15 protein-coding genes are annotated in these 23,851 nt (G+C 66.7%); 4 read left to right on the forward strand and 11 right to left on the reverse strand.

What is annotated here, in order from left to right; translation table 11 throughout:
* Positions 1-2: 2 nt before the first annotated feature.
* The 9 genes from DES52_RS08500 to DES52_RS08540 are packed head-to-tail and all read right to left on the reverse strand — an operon-like array spanning position 3 to position 14,613.
* Entirely contained in the window at positions 3-1,073 is a 1,071-nt protein-coding gene (locus tag DES52_RS08500) for a Gfo/Idh/MocA family protein (RefSeq protein ID WP_211317886.1), read from the reverse strand.
* Complete coding sequence (locus DES52_RS08505; RefSeq protein WP_110886355.1) at positions 1,070-1,891, reverse strand: sugar phosphate isomerase/epimerase family protein; 822 nt, start codon at positions 1,889-1,891, stop codon at positions 1,070-1,072. Before DES52_RS08505 ends, DES52_RS08500 begins: the two co-directional genes overlap by 4 nt.
* Positions 1,888-5,253, reverse strand: a complete 3,366-nt coding sequence (locus DES52_RS08510; RefSeq protein WP_110886356.1) for a glycoside hydrolase family 38 N-terminal domain-containing protein — start codon at positions 5,251-5,253, stop codon at positions 1,888-1,890. The genes DES52_RS08505 and DES52_RS08510 overlap by 4 nt, the downstream gene beginning before the upstream one ends.
* Positions 5,250-5,906 carry a hypothetical protein gene (locus DES52_RS08515; protein ID WP_110886357.1) on the reverse strand — a complete coding sequence of 219 codons (657 nt, stop codon included), beginning with the start codon at positions 5,904-5,906 and terminating at the stop codon, positions 5,250-5,252. Before DES52_RS08515 ends, DES52_RS08510 begins: the two co-directional genes overlap by 4 nt.
* Positions 5,903-8,344 (reverse strand): beta-mannosidase, encoded by a 2,442-nt coding sequence (locus DES52_RS08520; RefSeq protein WP_110886358.1) that lies wholly within the window; start codon positions 8,342-8,344, stop codon positions 5,903-5,905. The genes DES52_RS08515 and DES52_RS08520 overlap by 4 nt, the downstream gene beginning before the upstream one ends.
* Positions 8,341-9,252, reverse strand: coding sequence for a class II fructose-bisphosphate aldolase (locus tag DES52_RS08525; protein WP_110886359.1), 912 nt, complete (start codon positions 9,250-9,252; stop codon positions 8,341-8,343). Before DES52_RS08525 ends, DES52_RS08520 begins: the two co-directional genes overlap by 4 nt.
* Entirely contained in the window at positions 9,249-9,899 is a 651-nt protein-coding gene (locus DES52_RS08530) for an aspartate/glutamate racemase family protein (RefSeq protein ID WP_110886360.1), read from the reverse strand. The genes DES52_RS08525 and DES52_RS08530 overlap by 4 nt, the downstream gene beginning before the upstream one ends.
* Positions 9,896-12,766: an alpha-mannosidase gene (locus DES52_RS08535; protein ID WP_110886361.1), complete on the reverse strand. Its 2,871-nt coding sequence runs from the start codon at positions 12,764-12,766 to the stop codon at positions 9,896-9,898. The genes DES52_RS08530 and DES52_RS08535 overlap by 4 nt, the downstream gene beginning before the upstream one ends.
* A complete protein-coding gene (locus DES52_RS08540) occupies positions 12,763-14,613 on the reverse strand; it encodes an alpha-amylase family protein (protein WP_110886362.1) in 1,851 nt (616 codons plus the stop codon). The genes DES52_RS08535 and DES52_RS08540 overlap by 4 nt, the downstream gene beginning before the upstream one ends.
* A 92-nt stretch (positions 14,614-14,705) precedes the next feature.
* Here DES52_RS08540 and DES52_RS08545 point away from each other — a divergent pair, with 92 nt between their 5' ends.
* Genes DES52_RS08545 through DES52_RS08560 form a run of 4 tightly spaced genes read left to right on the forward strand, consistent with a single transcriptional unit; the run spans position 14,706 to position 21,601 of the window.
* On the forward strand, positions 14,706-17,216 hold the full coding sequence (locus DES52_RS08545; RefSeq protein WP_110886363.1) for an alpha-mannosidase: 2,511 nt from the start codon (positions 14,706-14,708) through the stop codon (positions 17,214-17,216).
* Positions 17,197-19,056, forward strand: coding sequence for a glycoside hydrolase family 2 protein (locus tag DES52_RS08550; protein ID WP_110886364.1), 1,860 nt, complete (start codon positions 17,197-17,199; stop codon positions 19,054-19,056). The genes DES52_RS08545 and DES52_RS08550 overlap by 20 nt, the downstream gene beginning before the upstream one ends.
* Complete coding sequence (locus tag DES52_RS08555; RefSeq protein WP_146237221.1) at positions 19,053-20,393, forward strand: family 4 glycosyl hydrolase; 1,341 nt, start codon at positions 19,053-19,055, stop codon at positions 20,391-20,393. Before DES52_RS08550 ends, DES52_RS08555 begins: the two co-directional genes overlap by 4 nt.
* Before the next feature lie 5 nt (positions 20,394-20,398).
* On the forward strand, positions 20,399-21,601 hold the full coding sequence (locus DES52_RS08560) for an ROK family transcriptional regulator (RefSeq protein WP_170130954.1): 1,203 nt from the start codon (positions 20,399-20,401) through the stop codon (positions 21,599-21,601).
* A gap of 231 nt (positions 21,602-21,832) precedes the next feature.
* On the opposite strand, the gene DES52_RS08565 is transcribed toward DES52_RS08560, so the two are convergent.
* A complete protein-coding gene (locus DES52_RS08565; RefSeq protein ID WP_245900832.1) occupies positions 21,833-22,741 on the reverse strand; it encodes a carbohydrate ABC transporter permease in 909 nt (302 codons plus the stop codon).
* Positions 22,738-23,652: a carbohydrate ABC transporter permease gene (locus tag DES52_RS08570; RefSeq protein ID WP_110886367.1), complete on the reverse strand. Its 915-nt coding sequence runs from the start codon at positions 23,650-23,652 to the stop codon at positions 22,738-22,740. The genes DES52_RS08565 and DES52_RS08570 overlap by 4 nt, the downstream gene beginning before the upstream one ends.
* Positions 23,653-23,851 lie beyond the last annotated feature (199 nt).

Here is a 23,851-nt window from a genome sequence, read left to right on the forward strand (position 1 = left end):
CGTCACACCAATTCGGGCGCCCGGTCCGCCCAGGGGATGAAGGTCGTCGTGAGGTCCACGGGTCGGCCCGTGCGAATGGACTCGTGCGCGCCCTCCAAGATCTCGACGATATGCGCGGCGTGCTCGCCCGTCATGCGTGACGGGCGGTTCTCCAAAATCGCCGAGCCAAGATCCACGAGGCCCGTCGCCCAGCTCCACTTGCGCTCCGTGCGCTCGTAGTCGGCGAGGGGCGCGTACTCTTCGCCGTACTTTGCCACTTCGATGGCGGCGCTCGGCGCGATCCAGTTGCCGAGGTGCAGTTGTCCGTCGTCGCCGAAGAACTCCACGCCTTTTTGGCGAGACTGCTCGGGCGCGTAGAAATTGCACGTGAGGCGCAGCACCTCACCGCCCGGAAACTCCACCATGGCGACGTAGAAGTCGTATTCGACGGCCTCGAACGGCACGCCGCGCTTCGTGAGGCGGTCCTTCTTGAGGGTGGTGCCGTACGCGGAGACGCGCGCGGCGGGTCCGAGGACGTTCGTGACGATTCCGAGCGGGTACACGCCGACGTCTCGCAGCGGGCCGACTTCGTAGAAGGACTGCGGCTGCGGATGCCACGCTTCGATGAGGCCGTGGTTCGACTCGGCGTACACGAGGCGCACCTTGCCGACGCGTCCCGCGCGAATTTCTTGCCGAGTGCGCTCTTGCGCCTCGCCCAGGAACGTCACGGGCGCGCACGAGAGGCGCACCCCGTGCCGACGCGCGACGTCCACGAGTTCGACCGCCTCGTGCACGCTTCCCGCCAAGGGCTTCTCGCTGAAGACGTGCTTGCCCGCTTCGAGCGCGCGCTTCGTGATGGGGTGGTGCGCCTTGAACAGCGTGAGGTTCACGACGACGTCCACCTCGGGATCGGCGAGCAGATCGTCGAGCGAGTCGTAGGCGAGCCCACCGTGCTTCTCGGCGAAGGTCTTCGTACGCTCCGCGTCCACGTCGTACGCGCCGCGCAACGTCAGGAAGTCGACTCCGACCATGTCCTTGGCGTACTCGTGCGCGATGACGCCGCAGCCGACGATGGCGACGTTCACGGTCTTCACGTCGTCACCTCCAGCACTTGATTCACGAAGGCGCGCGCGTCGTGCAGATCGGGCGTCGGGTCGAACTGGTCGGGCTCGTGCTCGACGCTGACGTATCCTTCGAAGCCGAAGCCTCGCAGCGTCTCGATGCACGCGCGAATCGGCACGACGCCCTTCTCGAAGCCGCACGTGTCGTGCTTGCCGATCTCGGACACGTCCTTGAGGTGCACGTGCATGAGTCGGCTTCGAAGTTCGAGCAGGGCTCGGTCCGCTGGGTAGTTCTGCGAGCCGTACCAGCCGGTGTCGACGGTCGCGCCGACGACGTCCTCGTCACCCCCGATTTTCTGGAGGTGCTCGGCGGGCGTCTTCTCGGGGTGGTTCTCGTACGCGAAGCGCACTTCGTGGTGCCGCAGCCGCTCCACGAAGCTCGCGCGCTTCTCGAAGAAGACTTTGCTCGCTCCGGCCAGCACGTCGATGCCGAGGGCGTTCACGAGACCGAGGGTGCGCTCGAACTCGGGCAGGTCGTCGCCGAAGCCGCCGCAGTACGCGACGAACTTCATGCCGCGACGCCGAGCGACGCTCAGCGCGATCTCCACGTGGCGGTCCGTCCACCACTTCTGGTGCAGGTGAAAGTGCCAAAGCTCGACGGCCTTGAAGCCGAAGGCGTCCACCTCGCCGAGCATCTCGTCGAAGCGTTTTTCGAACGTCTCCACGTCCGAGTAATGTTCGCGGCTCGTGCGGCAAGCTTGACCCCAGTCACCCGTCGCCTTGTACCCGACTTGACGAAAGGCGAAGTTGGCGGTGTTGAACGATATTTTGAGGTCCTGTCGGTCCTTCATGGGTGATCCTCCCTCAGGGCAAATTCGACTCGAACGGTGGCGGCACCCCAAGCGCTCACCGGGAAACGCAGTTCGTCGGGCGTGAAAGGCAAGTCTCGAAGGTCTCGTTCCAGCAAGTCGGTGAGCGTCGCCCGAGCGATGAAGCGGCCCGGGAAGCGCACGACGGCTTCCCTGTCCGTTCCGGACGGCTCGGTGACGCGCACGATCACGCCGCGCCCGTCTCTGGACGCGCGCATCAAGCTGAGGTCGACGTCGCCGCTCACGAAGGCGAGGCGTCCACCCGCCGAGTCGCCGTACGGCGCGAAGGGCGCGCGGAAGTCTTGGAAGCTGACGCGGTGCGCGTACAGGCCCAGCCGCGCTTCACGTCCGAAGCGGCCCGCGCGAACGGTGGAAAGGCTCGCGTCGCTGACGAGCGAGTACCGAAAGCGCAGGCGGCCCTCTTGCCCCGCTCGGTAGTTCGTGTGCCAGTAGTTGCTCAGCACGTACCCGAACACCCGCCCGCCTGAAAGGTCCTTCTCTTTGGGCCAAGCGCCGCGCACGGCGTCTCCGACGGTGAACAGCGGCACGTCCGGCGACGCGAGGCACAGCGCGGCGTTCGGCGTGTCGAGCAGAACCGCGCTTTGCAAGGGCAGCCACTCCAAGCACGCGCCCGGCAGCCGATCGCGGTTCCAGTCGATCCAGCCGAGTTGCGAGTCCGAGCGGACGCGCGCGCCGTCGAGCGTCGTGTCGAAGCGAACGTACGCCGCCTCGCGTCCCGCCGTCGGAAGCTTGTCGAGGACGTACTCGAAATCGACGCGCTTCTCGTGGGACGGCAGCGAGACGCGCAAGGAAAGCTCGCCGAGCGGCGTGCGGCCCCGAGCGACGATGAGGTCGCCGAGATCGTCGCTCGATTCTCGAAGTTCGAGCAGGTCGAAGGCGTCGTCCTCGCGCAAGTCCGCGAGCGGCAAGTCCGCCTGGTTGCTCAAAATCCTCGATCCCTCCCCGCCGAACACGGACACGAACGCCCCGAGTCCTTGCGGCCCGGCAAGCTCGAGGCCCGTCTCCAAATCCACGAGCGAGGTGAGGCGGCCTTGCGCGAAGACGGCGTTCCACCGCTTGGGCCGCTCGCGCGGCGCGCGCACGCCGCCGGAGGACGTCAAGGGCCACCGCCGATACGCCAGCCCTTCCACGGTCGCCACGAATTGAATTTCGCGTTGGGTGGGATGCCGTTTCAGTTCGCGGTACGGCACCGCCTCGCCGCGCTCGTCCACGGGCGCTTCGCCGTGCGCGATTTCTACGGTGACGACGTCCGTGACCGTCCAGTTGTGCGGATTGTACGCGACGACTTCTCGGCCGTTCGTGGCGAACTGAAGGCTGTGTCGGCTCGCGGCGGCGTGCAAAGCTTCGCGGGCGCGGCGCGCGGCGTTCTCGGCGAAGCCCGCCTTCGTGCTCCACTGGTCGCGGTCGAGGGCGGCGCCCGGATCGGTGACGCTCAGGAAGGCGCCCCACGTGTGCTCGTCGTACAGCAGCAAGTCGCGCCAAGCGTCGTCGTGCAAGTCGGGCGCGAAGCGCAGGCGGTCGTCGTGAACGCTCGCGAGCGCGGCGAGGGTGTCGGCGGCGGGCAAGCGGCTTTGGGCTTTCCGCGCGAGGATCGTCTCGCGCAGGCTCGTGAGGGCCCCGTCCTCCCAGTACGCGCCGCCGTCTCCCTTGAAGACGGGCAGGCGGTCCGCCGCGCGCTCGGCGTGCTCGAAGAACGCCGTGGGGTCGCTCGGAACGAGGCGCGGGTAAGCGTACTCGGCGTTCCAAGCTCCGATGAAGGCGTTGGGCTGCGGATCGAGGTCGGTGTTGTCCGCTTCCTGGCCATACAGCAGCACCGCGTCGAGGAGGTAGTCGGGACGCTCGAACTCGCTGAGCCACACGCCGAGGCCGCGCTCGGCGCTCGACAAGACGGGCGGGCTGCCGCAGACTTTGCGAAGCTCGCAGTACATCTTCGCGAGCCACACGAGCACCCGCCCGCCCGCCACGCCTTCCCACACGAAGGGGCTCGCACGGTGCAAATTGCCGTTGAGGCGAAACGGCCCTCGGTCCTGGTTGTTGGCGTGCACGAGGTACTTCACGCCGCTTCCGGCGAGGACGTCGGGCACGCTCGCCGAGATGGACGCGACGTCCACGACCGCCGCGAGCTTCGCGCCGAGCCCCAGCGGCGAAAGGAAGTCGTTCGTGAAGCGGGCGTTTTCGACGAGTTCTTCGAGCGACGCGAGGTTCGTGAGGAGGTCCGCGAAGTTCGCGGCGACGTTCACGCGCCCCTCGCGCACCCAGTGGCGCAGACGCTCGACTTGCCCAGGAGAGCGCGTGCGAAGGTAATCGAGCAGGGGCCACGACGCGTCGAGGTGGTACGCGAAGTTCGCGTCGCCCGCGTCGAGGAAGGCCACAGCCGCGTCGAGGTTGCGGCTGTGACGCTCGGCGACTTCCTCTTGGCGGTGCGTGTAGCCGATGTCGGTGTGCGAGTGGGCGGCGACGTACACCGTCCAGAGGCGCTTGCGGGGAACGGTGAAGGTCCACGTGCGGGCGCCGTGCGAAGCTTCGACGCGCAGGTCGGCCTCGACGCGTGGAACTTGCAGCGTGAACGTCACGTCTCCGAAGACCGTCGGCGCGACGGGCAGATCGACGTCGAGGTCGTCGAGACGCAACTTCAAACGGTCCGCCGTGGGATGACGCAAGATGACGTCCACGCGGCCCGTCAGCACGCCGTCCACCTCGCGGTGCAAGACGCTCGGTTCGATCGTCAGGACGGTCGTCGGATCGTCCGCTTCCCGAAGGGCGAGGTGCTGCCAGATGACGCCGGCGCCGTTCGCCATGCGGTCGAGCCGAGCGATCTTGTCGGGCGAGTCGATTCGCAGGACGTCGCCGCCGTCCACAGCGGTGATTTCCAGGACGTTCGCGCCCGTTCGGAAGAGCTGTCTCGGCAAGGCGACCGTCAAGCGCTCGTCGGCGTAGATGCTCGTGTGCAGGCCCGACAGCAGGCGAATCTCGCCGCTTTCCGAGGCCTTGGGACTCAAGTGGACCGCTCCGGCCATGCCGTTCACGGTGAGGTGGAGGGTGGGCACGCGCGGCGCGATCACGAGGACGTCCAGCACCAGTTCGAAGTCGCTCGTCACGCGGTCGAGGTCGAACTCCACTCGGCGTGTCTGCGCTCGGTATCCGCCTTCGGGATCGGCTTCGGACGCTTGGAAGATCGGCCAGACGTTGCCGTCGCGGGCGACACGCCACGTGACGCCTCGCCCGTCGAGCGGACGTTTGTAGTTGTCGGGCAGATCCGGGCTCGGCCCGTCCTCGCTACCGATGCGCCAAACGGTGCGACTTGGCGGCGGGGAGGCCGTCACGCGGTCGCCTCCTCTTCCTCGACGACGTCTTGCGGTTCGGGCCGCTCGCGAAGCGGTGCGACCAGGGCCGCCGCGAACGTCAAGCCGAGCGCGATCAGCACGACGGGCGCGAGCGTGCGGAAGTACAAGCCCGCCACGAGCAGAATCACTCCGAACAGCACCGAGACGTGCCCTTCGAACGGTTGGCGCGCGAGCCCGAGGAAGGCATCTCGCCACGCGGGCAGGAAACGCGCTTCTCGTACGGCGAGCGCTTCGAGCAGAAACGGCTGAAGCGCCACGAACAGCCACAGCAGGTACAGCCACACCATCAGCACGACCGTCGTTCCGAAGGGCGGCAGAAAGCGCGGCCAGACGGTGGTGTTCGCGTAGAACAGCACCGCGAACATGACGGCGCTCAAGGCCCACAGCAAGCCCGAGCCCAAAAAGCGCAGGACGAGCCTCGGCAGGAGGCGAAAGTCGATTTCCAAGTCTTCGCGCAGGCGCGTCGCGACAAGGTGGTACACGGCGAGCGTCGCGGGACCCAGCAGGATCAGCGTCCACGCCATCGCGACCCACGCGAGGTTGAGCCACACGAGGGTCAGCAAGTTGCGCCACGTCATGAGCGCGCCGTCCTTGAAGATGTCGATCAAGCCGCGAGGTGCAGCGAAGGTCATTCGGCCTCCCACGGCGAGGTGACCCAGGAGGCGTTGAAGGCGCGCAGGCGAACGGAAGCGGCGGGCGAGGACTCCACGGCGCGCGCTTCTCCCGGCAGCAAGTGGAAGCCGTTGTCCGAGAAGCGCTCGGGGCCGTCTCCGGTCGCTTCGATCATGACGTACGGCGCGACGGTGCCGCCCGTGTTGCGAACCGTCAAGCGGTCGCCTTGCCGAGTGACTTCCAGCGTCGTTCCCGGCGCGGTGACGAGGGCGGCGAAGGGATGCGGGCGGTCCCGGGCGAGCCACTGCTCGGCGAGGCGGTCCTCGTGCCTCAAGCGCAGCAAGACGGGCGTGTCGAGCAAGTGAACCGTCAAGTCGCCGTCGACGGTGCCTTCTTGCCGCTTCGCGCCGCTCAAGTCGAAGACTTCGAAGGTCAGCTCGCCTTCCGCGCCGAGAAGTCGCGGGCGAAGCGTTACGCTTTCCTCGCCGACGGGAGCCGTCATGCCGAGGTGGATCGCCACGGGCGCGTTCGCTTCCTTGCAGCGGTAGTACGCGAGCTTGGGCTTGAGGTCGTAGTCCACGACCGAGGTGTTGTGCGCGTTCGGCCACGGCTCGCCGAGTTGCCACACGAGGGCGGCGCTGCACTCTTCTTGGCGCGAACGATTCCAGGTCAACGCGTGACGAAGCACGTCGCCTTGCGCGGCTTGGCCCACGTGGACGTACGTGTCGAGGTCGCCGACTTCGCCGAACACTTCCTCGACGCGGTGCGCCATCAACCACCACTCGCCATGGTGAACGACTTCGGGATTCGCGTCCGTCATCGGCCAGGGGTGCGTGAGGTACTTGCGCAAGGTCGCGCTTCGCGACGGCGCTTGACAGCCGAACTCGGAGTGGACGAGGGCGCGGTTGCGCGCGTGCATCTCGTAGCTGTCGTGCACGCCTCGGTAGTGCCAGCCGCCGTGAATGTCGTGAAGGTCCTCGGGACGCGCTTCGGGATGCATTTCGTAGGACGGCCCGCTCGGAGAGGTCGGCAGGAAGGGGCGCGTGCCGTCGGTGTTGGAGATGAGAGTGCAGATGAGGGCGATCGTCTCGTTCGACTCGTCGGCGGGCCGTCGATGTTCGTCGGTGAGCTCGTTGCCCGCGCCGAACAGCACGACGCAAGGATGGCTTCGAACGTGCCGCACGAGCGGCGGCACGTCTCGGCGCACTTGGGCCTCGAACATCTTCAGCGGCGGCGGAACGTTGTCCGTGCCGCTCGACGAGAGCGGCATCTCCTGCCACACCATGACGCCCAGTTCGTCGCAAGCGTCGAGCCACGCGTTCGACGCCGCGTAACCCACGCCGTTGAAACGCAGGAGGTTCGCGTGCGAGAAACGCACGAGTTCGGCGAGGGCGCGCTCTTTGGCGGGCACGCCGCGACGACCGGGAATGAGGTCGGTCGGGACGATGTTGTAGCCGCGCGCGTAGACGGAGACGCCGTTGACTTCGAGGGTGTAGGGCCGCGCGCCTCGCTCGCGCGAAGCTTCGTTGTGCACGAGCCGCACTCGGCGAACTCCGAAGCGCTTCGTCACGGGGCGCGCGCCGGACACGAAGGCGGTGACTTCGTAAAGCGGTTGATCGCCGAGATCGTGCGGCCACCACAAGGCGGGCTCGGGAATCTCGAAGCGGAGGTCGCGTCCCGCGACGCGCTCGGTCGTTCCGTTCGGGTGGCGTAACTCTGCCGTGACGACGACGTCCGGATCGCCGTGAACGTCCACTTCGACGTCCACGGTCGCATGGGTGAAGTCGTCGGTGAGCGTCACGCGCGGATTCACGTCGGTGATGGCCGCGCCCTCGTCCCACTCCAAGCGCACGTCACGCCACAGCCCGACGTGGACGAGGCGCGTCGCGAAGTCCCACCAGTAGCCGTACCTCGGCTTGAGGGTGCGCGTCTCGCTCGTGCGGCCGAGTTGGCCGTGCTCGGGCGGGGGTTCGTGCAAGACGACCGCGAGAAGGTGCGGCGCGCGGCGATCGAGGAAGCTCACGTCGAAGCGGGCGGGCGTGTGCGTGCCCGCGACGCCGCCGAGCAGTTGACCGTCGAGGTACACGTCCGCCTCGAAGTCCACGCCGTCGAAACACAGCGTGAGGCGTCCGCCTTCGGGAGCGTCGACTTCCAGCGCGCGGCGGTATACCCACTGCCGCGCGCTCACCCACTCCGCCTCGAAGGAGTTCAAGGCGAAGTTCGGGTCTTTCAGCACGCCCGCCTCGATCAAGTCGAGGTGCACGCTGCCCGGCACTCGCGCAGAAATCCACGCGGTGCGCGCGAACGCCCCGACGCTTTGATCTCGCTCGGAGTGCAAGCGGCGGAAACGCCAAGCTTCGCTGACGGACGGCGCCAGATCCCACCGTCCACCCAAATCCCAATGCTGGCCGTGCGAGCCTGCGTGCCCCTCCTCTCTTTCTTCCGGGCCGTGCGTCACGCGCGCACCGCGTCCGCCTTCCCGGCGGACAGCACGTAGTTCGTGATCTTGTCGCTCGCTTCGAGGTACACGGCGTCGAGGCCGAGCGCGCGTTCCTCGTTGGGCAAGGCGTCGAGTTCGGCGCTCGTCATGCGGCTGCGGCCCGGCATGGCTTTCAGAAGGGCCTGCTCGAGGTCCGTGGCGACGTTCATCTTGGACACGCCGCCGCCGGGCAGGGCGATCGCGCGGCGCACGGTGTGCACGGGAAGGCCGCTGCCACCGTGCAAGACGAGCGGCGTCGTCGGCAGCAACGCCCGAATGGCGGCGAGTCGGTCGAAGTCGATCTTCGGGTCTTTCACGGTGTAGACGCCGTGCGCGGTGCCGATGGACACGGCGAGGGCGTCGCATCCCGTCCGGTTCACGAAGTCGAGCGCTTCCTCGGGAACGGTGTAAAGCGCTTCGTCTCCTTCGGTTTCGAGCTTGTCGGTCGTGGTGAGCTTGCCGAGTTCGGCTTCGACGCTCACACCGCGCGGGTGGGCCATGGCGACGACGCGCTTCGTCGCGGCGATGTTGTCCTCGAAGGGTTGAGCGGACGCGTCGATCATGACGCTGGAAAAACCGGCGGTGACGGCCGCTTCGATGACGTCGAACTCCCAGGAGTGGTCGAGGTGCAAGCAGAGCGGCACGTCCAGCGCGAGGTCGATCATGGCTTTTTCGACGGCGTCGCGGAAGTCGCGCGGAGAGAGCCCGAACCAGCCGAGTTCGCGCTGCGAGATCTCGACGATGACGGGGCTGCGAAGGTCTTGCGCCGCCCTCAGAACGGGTTCGACGCACGCACGGTAGCGGGCGCTGAAGGCGGCGACGGCGTACCCGCCTTGTTGCGCTTCGGGCAGGAGTTCGGCGAGGGTGAGGCTGCGCGGAAGTTTCATGACAACGCCTCCAGGGCCTTCGCGAGGCCGCTTTCGGGGCTGGAGAGGACGGGCGTGGTGAGGTCGTGAAGGCTCGGCAGGAGGCGCGCCATGCTCGCTTGAGCGAGCACGACGACGTCGCTGCGGGCGGCAAGGTTCGACAAGGCGGCTTTGACGAGTTCGTCGTGCCGCTCGGCGTGCCCGGCCACGAGAGCGTCGTAGGCGCCTTCGACGAGGACGCGCTCCACGGTGGCGTCGCGGCCCGCTTCCCGGGCGGCGCGCTCCACGAGGTTGGCGGTGGGCTCCAAGGTGCTGCGGACGGTGGCGATCACGCCGACGTTCGAGCCGAGGGCGACGGCGCGAACGGCCATCGGCGCGTCGATACGCAAGAACGGCACGGAGAGGTCGTCGCGCAAGTCGTCGACGACGTCCCCGACGGACGAGCAGCAGCACATGACGGCGTCCGCGCCCGCCGCGACGGCGTTCTCGGCGTAGGCGCGCATGCGCGCGCGCACGCCCTCGGTGGGACGGCCCGCCGCCATGACTTCGGGCAGAAGGCTGTCATCGAGGATGTTCACGACGCGAACGTTCGGAGCACGCTCGCTCGCGAGGGCCTTCATGGACGCGACGGTGACGGGCGTGGTGTGCAGCAGGGCGAGGGTCTTCACGGTCTCACCTTCAAAGCGAGCGTGACGATCTCCCAGGGACGCGCGTCGAGGGTGACGGCGCCGCCTTCGACGGCGAGATCCTCGACCAACGTCTCGGAGAGGTCCACGCGGCGCGCGGCGGCGAGGTGAGGCAAGCTCACGCTCGCTCGCTGCGATTCGGGCGTTTGGTTGACGAAGCGCACGATAAGGTCGTCGGACAATTCGGCCTCCTTGACGGTCGTGACGAGCACGCGGCCCTCGACGTTCAAAAACTGCCCGACGGGCGGCAGCGACGCGTCGAGCGCGTGGAAGGCGTTGCGCAGCGGAATGACTTGCGAAATCACCGTGGCGGTGTGCAGGGGCGACGCGAAGTCGTGCGCTTCCCTCCACGCGTTCGCGTCCGCCCAGCTTCGCGCGTGCGGAACGAGGCTGTACTCGGCGAAGACGGGCCCGAGCATCTGCGCGTCCGGTACGGCGATCGTGGGACCCGCGCCGCCGACGCGCGTGAGGAAGTCTTCGCGCGAAAGGTAGCCGACGGCTCGCAGCACAGTGAGGTTGGCGGTGCCGTCGGGCGACACGCTGAATTCCGGCAGTCCCCGGTTGGCGATGGTGAGGCCGCGCCGTCCGTCCGTGACGCTCAGGAAGGTCGTTTGGGGATGCTCGTCCACGGCAGGTTCGGCGCTGCCGCGCTGGCCGTTCGGAAGGGCGGTGGGGCGGTCGACGACGCCGTACGGCGTCTCGGCGCTCGACACGGCGACGGGCGCGCCGAGCGGAAAGTGCGCGCGCAGGCGGTGGTCTTTCGCGGTGTTGTCGAAGTGCGCCTTGAGGTCGACGCGCTTGACACCCGCGTGAAGCGTGACGTCGTGATGCAACGTGAACGCGACCTTCTCGGTCGAGCGGCTTTGTCGGTCGTTCGAGAGGCCGCCGGGAAGGCTCAGGGACCACGTGACGCGCAAGGTGGCGGAGGCGGGACCGACTTCGACCCAGCCGACGCTGGGCTGGACGCGGCTCGTGGAGAAGATTTGGTCGCCGAGGGGCCAGGCGTAGTTGTACGTGTCGCCGTTGTCGCCGCCGTCGGTGAACGAGCCGAGGCGTTCGTACGTTTCGCCGGTCGTCTTGTCGTGCAAGTCGAAGGTGCCGTCGTCGAAGTTCACGGTGACGCACACGAACGCGTTTTCGAGGACGCCCGGCGCGATCAGGAGGTCGCTCGGGGCGGTGTCGCCCTTGTCGAGGGCGACGTTGCCGAGCACGCCGTAAGGGCGCACGCGCACGTCGGGACGGCGCTTGTCGCGCCGACGCAGGGCGTACGCGCGGTAGCCGAGCCCCGGCACGTCCTTCGCGACGAAGCGCACCTCGGTGAACTCGTTGTGGTCGTGCGAACGCGTGTAAGCGGTCCCAAGCCAGTCGAACGCCTCGGCCTTCTCCGTCTCGTGGTGCACGGTGCGCGTTTGAAACGGCACCTCGTTGCCTTCATGGTCGGTCAGCGCCCACGTGTCGGGCGAGACTTCCAGGTACCCGTTGATCAGGACGGTCGCGAGGTCGGCGCGCGTCCAGTTGAGAGGGTTGAAGACGCTGATCGGGAGGCTTCCCGGCGCGAAGCTCGTGTCGACGCGTGAGGCGAGGGCTTCGTGCGCGTCGCTCGCGAGAAGATCGGCGATCTGGTTCGCTTCGTCGAAGCGCGTGATCATCTCGCGGTGCACCTGGTCGATAGAGCAGCCGCAGATGGAGTCGTGCGGGTGGTTCTCGATGAGGCGCTCCCACGCGGTCCACAGGTAGTCGCGCTCGTACGACTCGCCGTGCAGGGACGCGAAGGCCTGCAAAGGCTCCGCGAAGCGCTCCAGCGCCGTTTGCGCTTCGTAGTTGCGACGCTTGAGGTACAGGCGCGCGCTGAACACGCCGGGCAGGAGGTGCGCCTTGCGGCCGAAGGCGCGTCCCTCGCCGTGCCACTCGACCGTGACGCGGTCCGATTGGGCTTTCACGTCTTCGACGAAGGCGTCGAGGGAACTCACCTCGTACGTGAAGCCTTCGTTCCCGACGGCCTCGTTGATGCCCTTGAGCAAAGTCGGAAGGCGCGGATCGACGGGCAGGTGGTCGCCGCCCATCGGTTCGAGGATGACGTCCGTCGCGGCGTACTTCTTGAGGTAGTTCAGCGTGCGCCGCGCGCGCCCGATCGTTTGGTCGTGCGTGGCGGTCTCGTCGCCGGGGCTCACCTTGTAGTGGCTGCGGTAGTACTCGAGCGGCAGTTGCACGCCGAGGACGCGCGTGCCGTCGAGCGCCGTCCACCAGAACTCGGACGTGATGCGGTTGGGAAAGCGTGCGTCGCGCGCGCGGGGCAGCAGGTACGAGTCGCGCCCGACGTCCCCCTCGCCTTCCTCGCCGCCGAGGGGCGGCGCGCCGAACCCGCGCCACACGATGGCCGAGTCGATGCCGAAGCCCGACAGGATCTGCGGCATCTGCGCGAGGTGTCCGAACGAGTCGGGCAGGTAACCGACGCGGCTCGTCGGCACGTCGAGTTCACGGGCCGTGCGCTCGGCGAGCAGCAGGTTGCGAACGGTCGCCTCGCCGCTCACGAGGAACTCGTCGGGCAGGATGTGCCACGGCCCGACGAAGAGGCGACCTTCGCGGATGTGCCGAGCGACGCGCTCGCGTTGAGCGGGACGCACCTGCAGGTAGTCTTTGAGCACGATCGTCTGCCCGTCGAGCACGAAGCAGTTGAGGCCCGCGTCTCCTTCGAGGGTGTCGAGGATGCGGTCGATCGTGCGGACGAGGCGAAAGCGAAAGCGTTCCTTCGTGCTCCACCACTCGCGGTCCCAGTGGGTGTGGTGGTACATGTGCACTTTGAAGGTGCGTTCGTGCCGCGTTTCGGGACGCTCGGAGCGGATCGTCACGAGTTGTTCCTCTGGGTGTGCGCGCCCCACACGGCCCGCACGAAGTCGTAGTCGGCCTCGGTGAGCTCCTCGCCGTCACCGTCGACGTGCGTGGCGAAGTAAAGGCTGGGGATGCCGAGGTGGGGTTGCAGGGCGACGTACGCGCGCCACGCCTTGATGCTCGGCATCGGCCAGTTGTCCGTGTCGATGAGGTGCGCGGGCAGGGCGGCGCGCGTGACCTTGGCGCGGTGCGTCATCTGCTCGTTGACGTCGGCGGCCATGTTGACGTCGTTGAGGCGGATCATGTCCGTGACGTTGGAGAAGACGGGGTGCGGCGTGTGCGTCATGACGAGCGCGTCGGGCTTGCACGCCTTGGCTTCGGTGTACAAGATCTCCAGCAGGCGGTGCAGGAGGTGGATGCCCCAAGCGTCGCCGTGCCGCTTGAGGCTGGGCCCGCTCGGCGTGCGCGCGGAAAAGTCGACCTTGAAGCCGTCCGCGTCGTAATCGAGCAGCATGCGGCGCACGGCGCCGCGCAAGATCGCTTCGTAGACGGGGCTGGTGGGATCGGCGGCGATGGGCTCGCCGAGGTCGTCGAGAATGCACGCTTCGGGCGGCAGGCCTTCGCAGTCCCAAGCTTTCCACCACAGCAAGACCTTCTGCTGTCGAGCGTGCGCCGCGTCGATCCAGCCGCGCAAGTCGGGCCACTTCACGGGATCGACTTCGCAGTTACCGTAGGTGGCGCTCCACTTGTCGTCGAGCACGAGGACGCCGGGCGTGAGGCTGCGGACGCCGAGGGCGTGCAGGAAGTCGTCGTAGTTTTCCTGCGTGCAGTAGTCGGGCGCTTTGCCGCCATGCTTGTTGGCGAGGTGGCACTGCGCTCCCCAGCCGCATTGAATGGGCGTGGACCACCACTCGGGCGTACGCTTCGGGGGACGCGAGGTGTAGCCGAGTTGCTCGTGGCGCTTGGCGTTCTCGGCGAGCGCTTCGTAGGGGCCTTCCACGAAGTTCAGGCGCAGGGTCGGCGTGCGGAAGGTGCCGTTGACGTGCGTTTGACCTTCATACGCGACGCGCAGCGAGAACGCGCTTTCGCACGCGTCGTAGTGAAACGCGGTGAAGTTGAGTTCTTCAACGGGCGCGACGATGGACATGGAAAGCCACGAGGGCTCGCCCTTCCACGCGGCGACGACGGCCTTCACGGCGGCGGGCGTGCCGCCTTGGTCGGCGCCGAGGTGGCTGAGGGTGTCTTGGCTGGGGTCGGTCTTGACGGCGTACACGAGCGGCGCGGGCGTGAAGAACCAGTGGCCCTTGCCGGGCAGGCTCGTTCCGAGGACGTCGATCGTCGAGGACTGCGAGGCGGGCAAGGTGCGCTGCTCTTTGTGGGTCGGCTCGGGGTTGAAGACGCTGGAGAAGTGGGCGCCGCTTTGGAAGAAGCCGCTTCCGTAGCGCAGGTGGCCGCTGTAATGTCCGCCGAAGAGGTGGACGTCCGTCAGCGCTCCTTGGCCTTCCACGGTGACGTTCATGTCGATGCCCGCGTCGTCGCACCTGAACTCCACCGTCTTACGCCGCCACACGCCGCCGCGCAAGTCGAAGCGCAGCACGACCGTGTCGCCGCGCTCCTCGATAATGGGGCCGGTGACTTTGGCCGTGGAGTCGAGGCCGAGGGTGGAGTGCAGACTCGGCGCGAGGAAGAGGTCCGCGACGAGCAGGCCTTGCACGTCGATGAGGCGCAGGTAGGGGCGAAGGTCGTCGTAGACGACTTGGTACGTAGACAGGCGCACGCGAAGGCGGGTGGTGCCTTGCTTGGTGGTTTCGCGTGAAATTCGGCTCGATTGAAGTCCTTGGTTTTGCTGTTCCTGGGTAGTCGTCACGATGGTCCCTTCGGGTCGTTCCTCTTGTATTAAGGCTGCCTTCACACTACCCTATTTCTTAAAGATATTAAATAACCTCGAGTGGGAGTGACATGATCGACTTTCGAAGCAAAACCTTAACCGTTCACCTCGTCGGTCACGCGCACATCGATCCAGTGTGGCTGTGGAATTGGCGCGAAGGCCACGAGACGGTCAAGGCGACCTTCCGCAGCGCCCTCGACCGTCTGCGCGAAAACCCCGACATGGTCTTCGTTCACTCCAGCGCCGCGCAGTACGCCTGGATGGAAGCCCATCCCAAGCTGCTCGCCGAAGTCAAGGACGCCGTGCAGCGCGGCCAATGGGAACCCGTCGGCGGCTGGTGGGTCGAGCCCGACGTCAACTTGCCCCACGGCGAAGCTCTCGCGCGCCAAGCCCTCATCGGACAGCGAACGCTCGAGCGACTCGTCGGCAAGCGCGCACGCGTCGGCTTTCTGCCCGACTCGTTCGGTCACCCGTCCACCTTGCCTCAGTTTCTCGTGGAGTCGGGCCTGAACGCCTTCGTCTTCATGCGGCCCAACGCGAACGAAATCGACTTGCCGTCGAACCTCTTCGTGTGGGAAGGCGCCGACGGCTCACGCATCTTGTCGGCGCGCGTGGAGTGCTACAACTCCAGTCCGCTGTGGATCGAGAGCAGCCTCAAGCGCAACCTCGATTGGCGCCCGCAGGAATTGGACGTGTGGCTGGGCCTCTTCGGCGTCGGCAACCACGGCGGCGGCCCCACGAAGCGCGCGATTCGGAATCTGCGCGACCTCAACGCCTCGCCCGAGTGGCCCGACTTGAAGATGAACTCGCTCTCGGGCTTCTTCGACGTCGTGCGTGAGGAAAGCCGTCCCGTGTACCAGGGGTCGTTGCAACACCACGCGCGAGGCTGCTACGCCGCCGTGAGCGAGATCAAGGCCCTCAACCGCCGCGCCGAGTACGCGTTGATTCGCGCCGAGAAGCTCGCCGTGCTGGCCTCGTCCTACGGATATCCGTATCCGAAGGACGAGCTCACACGGGCATGGAAGCGGCTGTTGTTCAACCAATTCCACGACATCCTCGCCGGAAGCTCGATCGAAAGCGCGTACGATGACGCGCGGCACGAGATCGGCGAAGCCCTCGGCGTGGCGTCTCGCGTGACGTTCGCCGCCATGCAGGCCGTGGCGGACCGCGTCGACACCCGTCTGAACGGCCGCGACGCCGACGAGCCGATTCGTTCGGTGCGCTGGGACGGCCCGACGTGGGTCACGGACTACGGCGACGGCGTGCCCGTGTTGATCTTCAACGCGTCCGACCGTCCGCGCAGCGAAATCGTGGACGTCGAACTCAACGATTGGCACACGCCGAGGGCGCGCCTCACCGACGAGTCGGGCCGTGACGTCCTCGCGCAAGTCTCGCATCCCGAAAGCGCCTCGGGCGGACGTCCGAGGTTCGTCTTTCGCGCCGAGGTGCCCGCCTTCGGCTACCGCCTGTACCGCGTGACGGACGAAGACGCGGGCGAGGTCGAACATCCGGGCCTTCTACGCGTTTCGCCCACGGGGCTGGAGAACGACTTCTGGTCTTTGCGCTTCGACGCCGACACGGGCGCCTTGACAAGCTTGCGCGACAACACGCGCGGCCTGGAACTGCTCGCGGGCGGCGCGCAAGTCGTCGCGGTGAAAGACGAGACGGACACTTGGGGCCACGGAATGCGCTCGTTGCGCCACCTTCTCGGGGCGTTCGCAAACGCGAAGCTGGAAGTCGTGGAGAGCGGTCCCGTGCGCGCCACCTTGCGCGTCACGACGACCTTCCGGAATTCGACGGCGGCGCTGGAGTTTTCCTTGTCTCGCGGCTCGAAGGACATCGGCCTCGACTTGGAGCTCGATTGGCGCGAACGGCACGCCTGCGCTCAATTCGTGCTGCCGACGGCGCTCGCCGACGTCCGAGCGACCTTCTCCGTTCCGTACGGCAGCGAGGAGCGGCCCGCCGACGGCGAGGAGGAACCGACGTCCACGTGGACGGACGTGAGCGGCCTCACGCGAGACGGACGCGGCGTGCGTCATGCAGCAGGCTTGTCGCTCGTGAGCGATTCGAAGACATCCGCGAGCGTCCTCGGCGGCGAGTTGCGCCTCACCTTGTCGCGCAGCCCCGTGTACGCGCACCACGATCCCGCGACGCTCGACCCCGCCTTGAAGTACCGCTACGTCGACCAAGGCCGACAAGTCGCGCGCCTCGCCATGAGGCCGCACGAAGGAGATTGGCGCGCGGCGCGCGTGCCGGAGTTCGCCGAGAACTTCGGGCAGCCCTTGACGTTCGTGCGCGAGTACGTCCACGACGGCGACTTGCCGCAGCGCGCGTCGCAGTTGCAACTCAGCGGCTTGGAGAGCGCCTCCGTCAGCGCCATGAAACGCTCGGAAGACGGTGACGACGTCGTCGTGCGGCTCGTCGAGTGGGCGGGCGCCTCGACGCTCGGAACCATGCGGTTCGGCCCGTCCTCGCACGACATCGCCCTGCGGCCCTTCGAGATCTTGACCTTGCGCCTCTCGGGCGGCGAGGCGACGCGCGTGAACTTCCTGGAGGAGCCGCATGATCGAATCCCTTCCTGACGTCCTGCCCGACGCGAAGACCACCTGGGCGAGCGACGAGCTCCATCCCAGGCCGATGCTGACGCGCCCTTGGCGATCGCTCGACGGCGTGTGGGCCTTCTCCACGAGCAAGCAAGAACACCCCGAGGACGTCGCCTTCGACCGCACGATTCGCGTGCCCTTCGCGCCCGAGACGCCCGCGAGCGGCGTGCACGCCACCGACCACGGCGGCAGCTTGTGGTACCACACCCGCGTCGAACTCGCGCCTCACGAGGTTCCCGGCCCCGACGAGCGTCTGCTCGTTCACTTCGGCGGCGTGGACTGGAAGGCGCGCGTCTTCGTCGACGGCGCCTTCGCCCGCGAGCACGAAGGCGGCTACACGAGCTTCTTCGTGGACGTCACGCGCGCTGCGAGAAAGGGCAGCTTCGAGATCGCCGTGCACGCCACGGACGAGCCCGGCGATCTCGACGTGCCGCGCGGCAAGCAAACGTGGAAAGACGAGCCGCACGCCATCTGGTATCCGCGCACGAGCGGCTTGTGGCGCACCGTCTGGCTGGAGAAGGTGCCTCGTCAGCACGTCGCGCACGTCGCTTGGACGCCCAACATCGACCGCTTCGAACTGCTGCTGCGCACCGAACTCGCCGAGTTGCCCGCGCCGGGCACGCGCCTGCGCGTCCAAGTGTCGCTGCACGGCGAGGTCCTCATCGACGAGGACGCCCTCGTTCGCACGCGCCGCTTCGAGAAGGTCCTGCGCTTTCCCGATCCCGGAATCGACGCGGCCCGTGAAGACTTGCTGTGGACGCCCGACCATCCGCGCCTCTTGGACGTCACGTTCACCTTGACCGTCGCCGGAAGCGAAATCGACCACGCCGAAGGCTACACGGCGATGCGCTCCGTCTCGACCGGCGGGCGGCGCTTCCTGCTCAACGGCCGCCCGTACCCGCTGCGACTCGTGCTGCACCAAGGCTACTGGGCCGACACGGGCCTCACCGGAGACGACGACCGCTTCCGCTTCGACGCCGAGATGATTCGCCGACTCGGATTCAACGGCGTCCGCCTGCACCAAAAAGTCGAGGACCCGCGATTCTACGCGTGGTGCGACCGCGTCGGGCTCGCCGTGTGGGCGGAGTTGCCGTCCGCGTACGCTTTCAATCCCGAGAGCCTCTCGACCCTCACGCGAACGTGGCTCGACTGCTTGCGCGACCTCGCGTCGCATCCGTGCATCGTCGCGTGGGTGCCCTTCAACGAATCGTGGGGCCTGCCCGACCTCGCCACGCGGACCGATCAGCGCGAAGCGCAGCGCGCCTTCTACGCCCTCACGAAAGCCTTCGACACGACGCGCCTCGTGAGCGGCAACGACGGCTGGGAGCAACTCGTGACGGACATGTACACCGTGCACGACTACGACGAAGACCCCGAGAAGCTCCTCGCACGCTACGGCAGTCCGGACGCGATTCGCGAGACGATGTGGAAGCTCTGGCCCGGCGGGCACCGCTCCACCTTGGAAGGACTGATGCCCGACGAGCGTCCCGTGATCCTCAGCGAGTTCGGCGGCATCTCGTGCATTCCCGAGGGAGAGCGCGGATGGGGCTACGTCGTCGTGCGAACTTCCGACGTCCTCACGAGCGCGTACGAAGCGCAACTCGGCGCGGTGAACCGCGCCCTCGACCTCAAGGGCCTCCACGGCTTTTGCTACACCCAGTTCGCCGACACGTACCAGGAGAAGAACGGCCTGCTGGACATGGCGCGCCTGCCGAAGGCGGACGTCGAGCGGATCGCGCGGGCCACGAGAGGCCAAGCGCCCCACCCCGCCAATCCGTTGTGGTACTCGCCGCGCTGGCGCCAGGGGGTGAAGCCGTGACTCGCGTCGTGATCACGGGCGCGGGCGGCATGGTCTTTCCGCTGACCCTCGCGGCGGACTTCCTGGCCTCTGCGCAACTTCGCGGCGCCGAGCTCGTTTTGCACGACATCGACGCCGCGCGGGCCGAGCGCACCGCCAACGCCGTGCGCGGCGTGGCCGATCATCACGCCCTCCCCTTGAAGCTCGTCGTCACGGCGGACCGCCGCGAAGCCTTGGCGGGCGCCACGCACGTCCTGATCACCTTTCAAGTCGGCGGCCTCGACGCGTACCGCTCGGAAGTCGAGATCTCGCGGCGCTACGGCTTGGACTTCGTCGCGGGCGACACGCTCGGACCGGGCGGCATCTTGCGCTTCCTGCGGTCCACGCCCGCCTTCGACGCGCTCGCGCGCGACGTCCTCGACCTTTGCCCGGACGCCCTCGTCCTGAACTACACCAACCCGATGGCGATGAACTGCGCGTACCTCGCGCGGCTCGGCTTGAACGTCGTCGGCTTGTGCCACTCGATTCCCGGCACGGCCAAGATGCTGTCGGGATTGCTCAGCGTTCCCTTCGAGGAACTCGATTACGAGGCGGCGGGCATCAACCACCAAGCGTGGTTCGTGACGCTGCGGCACGCGGGCGAGGACCTCAATCCGCGCCTGAAGCGTCTGCTGAGAGAGACCTTCTTGCCCGAGTACGGCGGCTTCACGGCTTTTCAAGAAGGCGGGCCCGCTTATCAAGGCGGGCAGGAACGCGTCCGCGCCGAGATGATGGAGACCTTCGGGTACTTCCTCAGCGAGTCGAGCCACCACGCGTCGGAGCTCGTGCCGTACTTTCGCAAGTCGCGTGAAAGCGTCGTGGCGCACTTGCCGCGCCGCTGGGACTACCTCAAGGGCTCGCTGCAAACCGCGGGGCAAGAAGCGCGGACGACGAGCGACGCCGTCGCCGAATTGCGCGGCAAGCTCGCCGTGTCCGACGAGTTCGGCATGCGCATCGTCGCCGCGCACGCCTCGGGCGAACCCGCGAGCGTGTACGGAAACGTCTTGAACGACGGCTTCATCGACAACTTGCCGAGCGACGCGTGCGTCGAAGTTCCGTGCATCGTGGACGGCGACGGCGTGAAGCCGAAGGCGATAGGCCGCTTGCCGAGCGCGTGCGCGGGCCTCAACCTCACGGCCGTCGCCGTGCAGACGACCGTCGTGGAGGCCGCCGCGAACCACGATCCCGAGGCGCTGCGCGCCGCGTTCGCCCTCGATCCGCTCACGGCGAGCGTCGTCGACCTGCCCGACATTCGCGCGCTCGCCGCCGAGTCGATCGGCGCGCAACGACGCTGGCTGCCTCAGTGGGTGCGAGGATGAACTCCATGAAAGTCGGCGTGTTCAAGAAGGGCCGGAATCTGCCGAGGGTGAAGGCGGACAACCTCGCCGTGGTCGTGCAGGCGCTCCGCAAACTCCAACCGATCGCCCGAACGACCCTCGCCGACGTCACGGGTCTCACGGCTGCTACCATCACGAACATGGTCGACGAGCTCAGCGACCTCGACCTCGTTGTGGAGCGCCCGTCGGAAGAGCGGCAAGTCGGACGGCGCCCGACGTTGCTCACCCTCAATCGTGATCGCGGGCAAGTGATCGGCGTGGAGATCTCGCGTTCGCGCGTGCGCGTCGTGCGCTCGAACTTCGGCGGGGACGTGCTCGCCCGCGTCGAGCGGCCGTTCAAACCGGGCGCCGTCAAACGCAACCTCGCGCAGATCAAGGACGTCATCTCCGAAGTGGCGGGCGGCCCGAACCTGCTCGGAATCGGCGTGGGCGTTCCGGGCCCCGTGAGCTCCGCGCTGGGCCTCGTCGTGAGCCCTCCGAACTTCGGAGCGTGGCAAAACGTCGAGCTCGCCGAGACCCTTGGCGAAGCCTTCGGCGTGCGCTGCTGGCTGGACGACGACGCGAAAACCGCGGCGTTCGGCGAAGCTTGGTACGGCGCGGGACAAAACGTCTCGACGTTGCTGTACATCTCGCTGCGTTCGGGCATCGGTGCAGGTTTGATCGTGAACGACCGCGTGTACCGGGGAACACACGAGCTTGCCGGAGAAATCGGGCACACCACCATTCACGTGGACGGCCCCTTGTGCGAGTGCGGCAACCGAGGGTGCGTCGAGACGCTCGTGAGCGTCCCGGCGATCCTCCTCGAAGCGCGGCGCCTCGGCCTGGACGTCCCCGACTTGGAGACGTTGCGCAGTCTCGCCGATGCGGGCGAAGCCCGCGCGGTGCAAGTGCGCGAGCGAACGCACACGTACCTCACGGCGACGTTGCTGAATGCCGTGAACCACTACGATCCCGACGTCATCGTTCTCGGCGGGCAACTCGTCGCGGCGTGGCCCGACCTCACCGAGGCGCTCGCCGCCAAGGTCAAAGGCCGCTCGTTCGGCTTTCTCTCCAAGGACGTGCGCATCGAGCCCAGCATGCTCGGCAAGGACGCGACGGCCCTCGGCGGCGTCGCCCTCGTGATCGATCAGGTGCTGCGCGATCCTCACGGCGTCCTGAAGCCCGTGGAGCACGTCGAAAGCGCAGACTGACCGAGCGTCGCGCTTCACGGTGACGGCGACGGTGAGAGGGACGGCAGGAAGGCGGCTCTCACAGGACGGTGGTGATCGAAGTGGTTCTTCGCGGACACGAGGCGCTCGCCACGCCTCGTTCCACGTTTTCTCCAGGTAGCCTGGGCCCGCGCTCCCCTCGTCTCCTGCTCAAGAAAAGCGCCCTTCCCATTCGGGAAGGGCGCTTTTTCGGCCATTGAGCCAGGAGGGACGTCAGCCCTTGACGGCGCCGTTGAGCGCGGAGCCTTGCACGAAGTAGCGCTGGAAGAGGAAGAAGATGACGATGACGGGCAGCATCACGAGGAGGCTGGCGGCCATCAGGAACTGCCACTGCACTTGCGACTGGGTTCGGAAGAACTGCAAGCCGACTTGCAAGGTGTAGAGGCGTTCGTCGTTGAGGTACAACAGCGGTCCGACGTAGCTTTCCCAGGCGCCTTCGAAGGTGAAGATGGCGACCGTGGCGATGACGGGCTTCGAGAGCGGCAGCATCACCTTGCGCCAAATCCAGAATTCCGTCGCGCCGTCGACTCGTGCGGCTTCGCTGAGCTCGTTCGGCACGGACAGATAGTGCTGGCGAATGAGGAAGGTGAAGAAGGCGCCCGCGAAGTAGCTCGGCACGACGAGCGGAAGGTACGTGCCGACCCAGTGGATGCGTGAGAACAGGATGTACTGCGGGATGAGCGTCACCATGCCGGGAATCATCATGGTGGCGAGCAGGACCGTGAAGAGGGCGTCACGACCGGGAAAGCGCAACTTCGCGAATCCGTACGCGGCGAGCGAGCACGACAGGATCGTGCCGATCACCACCGCGATGGCGTACAAGGTGGTGTTGATGGTGTAGCGCGTGAACGGCGCTTGCGTCCACGCTTGCACGAAGTTGTCCCACCGTAGGGGGTTCGGAATCCAGATGGGCGGGTTGGCGTACACCTGCGTGTCGGCCTTGAGGGCGGTCGAGAGCATCCAAACCGCCGGGAAGAGGATCAGGCCGCCCACGATGGCGAGCAGAACGAACGCGATGGTCCGCCAGAACATATCGAGCGCGCGAGGTCCGCCGGGCGCGCGGCGATTGTCGGCAGCGGACGAGACGGGTGCGGAGCTGAGGGGTTCTTGTTGAACGGTCACCGAGACGCCTCGCCTTCGTAGTGGACCCAGCGCTTCGCGCCGATGAATTGGATGAAGGTGACGGTCAATGCGATGATCAGCAAGATCCACGCCATGGCCGACGCGTAACCCATCTGGTACTCACCGAACGCCTTTTGCCACATGTATAGACCGTAGAAGAGCGTCGAGTACGAGGGGCCGCCTGTGCCGCCCGACGACACGATGAGCGCGGCTTCCCAGAACTGCAGGGCCGCGTACACACCCGTGATGAGCTTGAAGAAGATGGTGGGAGACATCATCGGGACGGTGATCTTCCAAAACTGCGTGATGGGCTTGGCACCGTCGATCATCGCGGCTTCGTAGAGATCCTTCGGAATTCCTTGCAAGCTGGCGAGGTAGATGATGAAGCCGCCCGCCGCGCCCCACATGCTCATGATGACGAGGGCAGGCTTGGCCCAGATCGGGTCGGAGAACCACAAAGGTGGATTCTGGATGCCGATGAAGCGCAGGAACGAGTTGATGGGACCGAACTCGGGATTGAAGACCCACAACCACAGCAGGAGAACGGCGACGCCCGAGAGCACCTTCGGCAGGAAGAAGATCGTGCGGAACACGCGCTGACCCGGCACCTTCTGGTTGAGCAGCACGGCGATCAGCAAGCCCACGGCGACCGAGAGCGGCACGCTGAACAAAGCGTAGAAGCCCGTGTTGCCGAGCGAAGTCCAAAACAGGCTGTCGTCGAACAGCAGACGTTGGTAGTTTTCCAAGCCGATCCAGCGCATGCGGGTGGTGACGTCGTAGTTGGTGAACGAGGCGTACAGCGAGAAGAGCATCGGGCCAGCCGTGAAGAGCAAAAAGCCGAGAAGCCAGGGCAAGATGAACAGGTAGCCGTTGATGGCCTCTCGGCGCCTCAAGGTGCTCATGCCGGCCATGTCTTCCTCCTTGCGCAATGGGTGAGTTGAGAGACTGGCATACGAACCGCTTGCATCGCTGACCACCTTTCTGTTGGGCGCGGCAAAACCACGCGTCGTGTGAAGTTGAACTCGCCCGAGTTACTTAACTATATGAAAAAATAGCGCCATTTGGTATATGCTGAGTTTAGCCCGAGTTTCGCTTCCTCTGTTCCTCTTT

It is taken from the genome of Deinococcus yavapaiensis KR-236 (assembly GCF_003217515.1).
Taxonomy (GTDB): domain Bacteria; phylum Deinococcota; class Deinococci; order Deinococcales; family Deinococcaceae; genus Deinococcus_A; species Deinococcus_A yavapaiensis.

Bases quoted from the DNA above. Each gene is read 5' to 3' on its own strand.
- DES52_RS08505 (WP_110886355.1), bottom strand. From the start codon at position 1,891: ATGAAGGACCGACAGGACCTCAAAATATCGTTCAACACCGCCAACTTC.
- DES52_RS08515 (WP_110886357.1), bottom strand. From the start codon at position 5,906: ATGACCTTCGCTGCACCTCGCGGCTTGATCGACATCTTCAAGGACGGC.
- DES52_RS08525 (WP_110886359.1), bottom strand. From the start codon at position 9,252: ATGAAACTTCCGCGCAGCCTCACCCTCGCCGAACTCCTGCCCGAAGCG.
- DES52_RS08545 (WP_110886363.1), top strand. From the start codon at position 14,706: ATGATCGACTTTCGAAGCAAAACCTTAACCGTTCACCTCGTCGGTCAC.
- DES52_RS08550 (WP_110886364.1), top strand. From the start codon at position 17,197: ATGATCGAATCCCTTCCTGACGTCCTGCCCGACGCGAAGACCACCTGG.
- DES52_RS08560 (WP_170130954.1), top strand. From the start codon at position 20,399: ATGAAAGTCGGCGTGTTCAAGAAGGGCCGGAATCTGCCGAGGGTGAAG.
- DES52_RS08570 (WP_110886367.1), bottom strand. From the start codon at position 23,652: ATGGCCGGCATGAGCACCTTGAGGCGCCGAGAGGCCATCAACGGCTAC.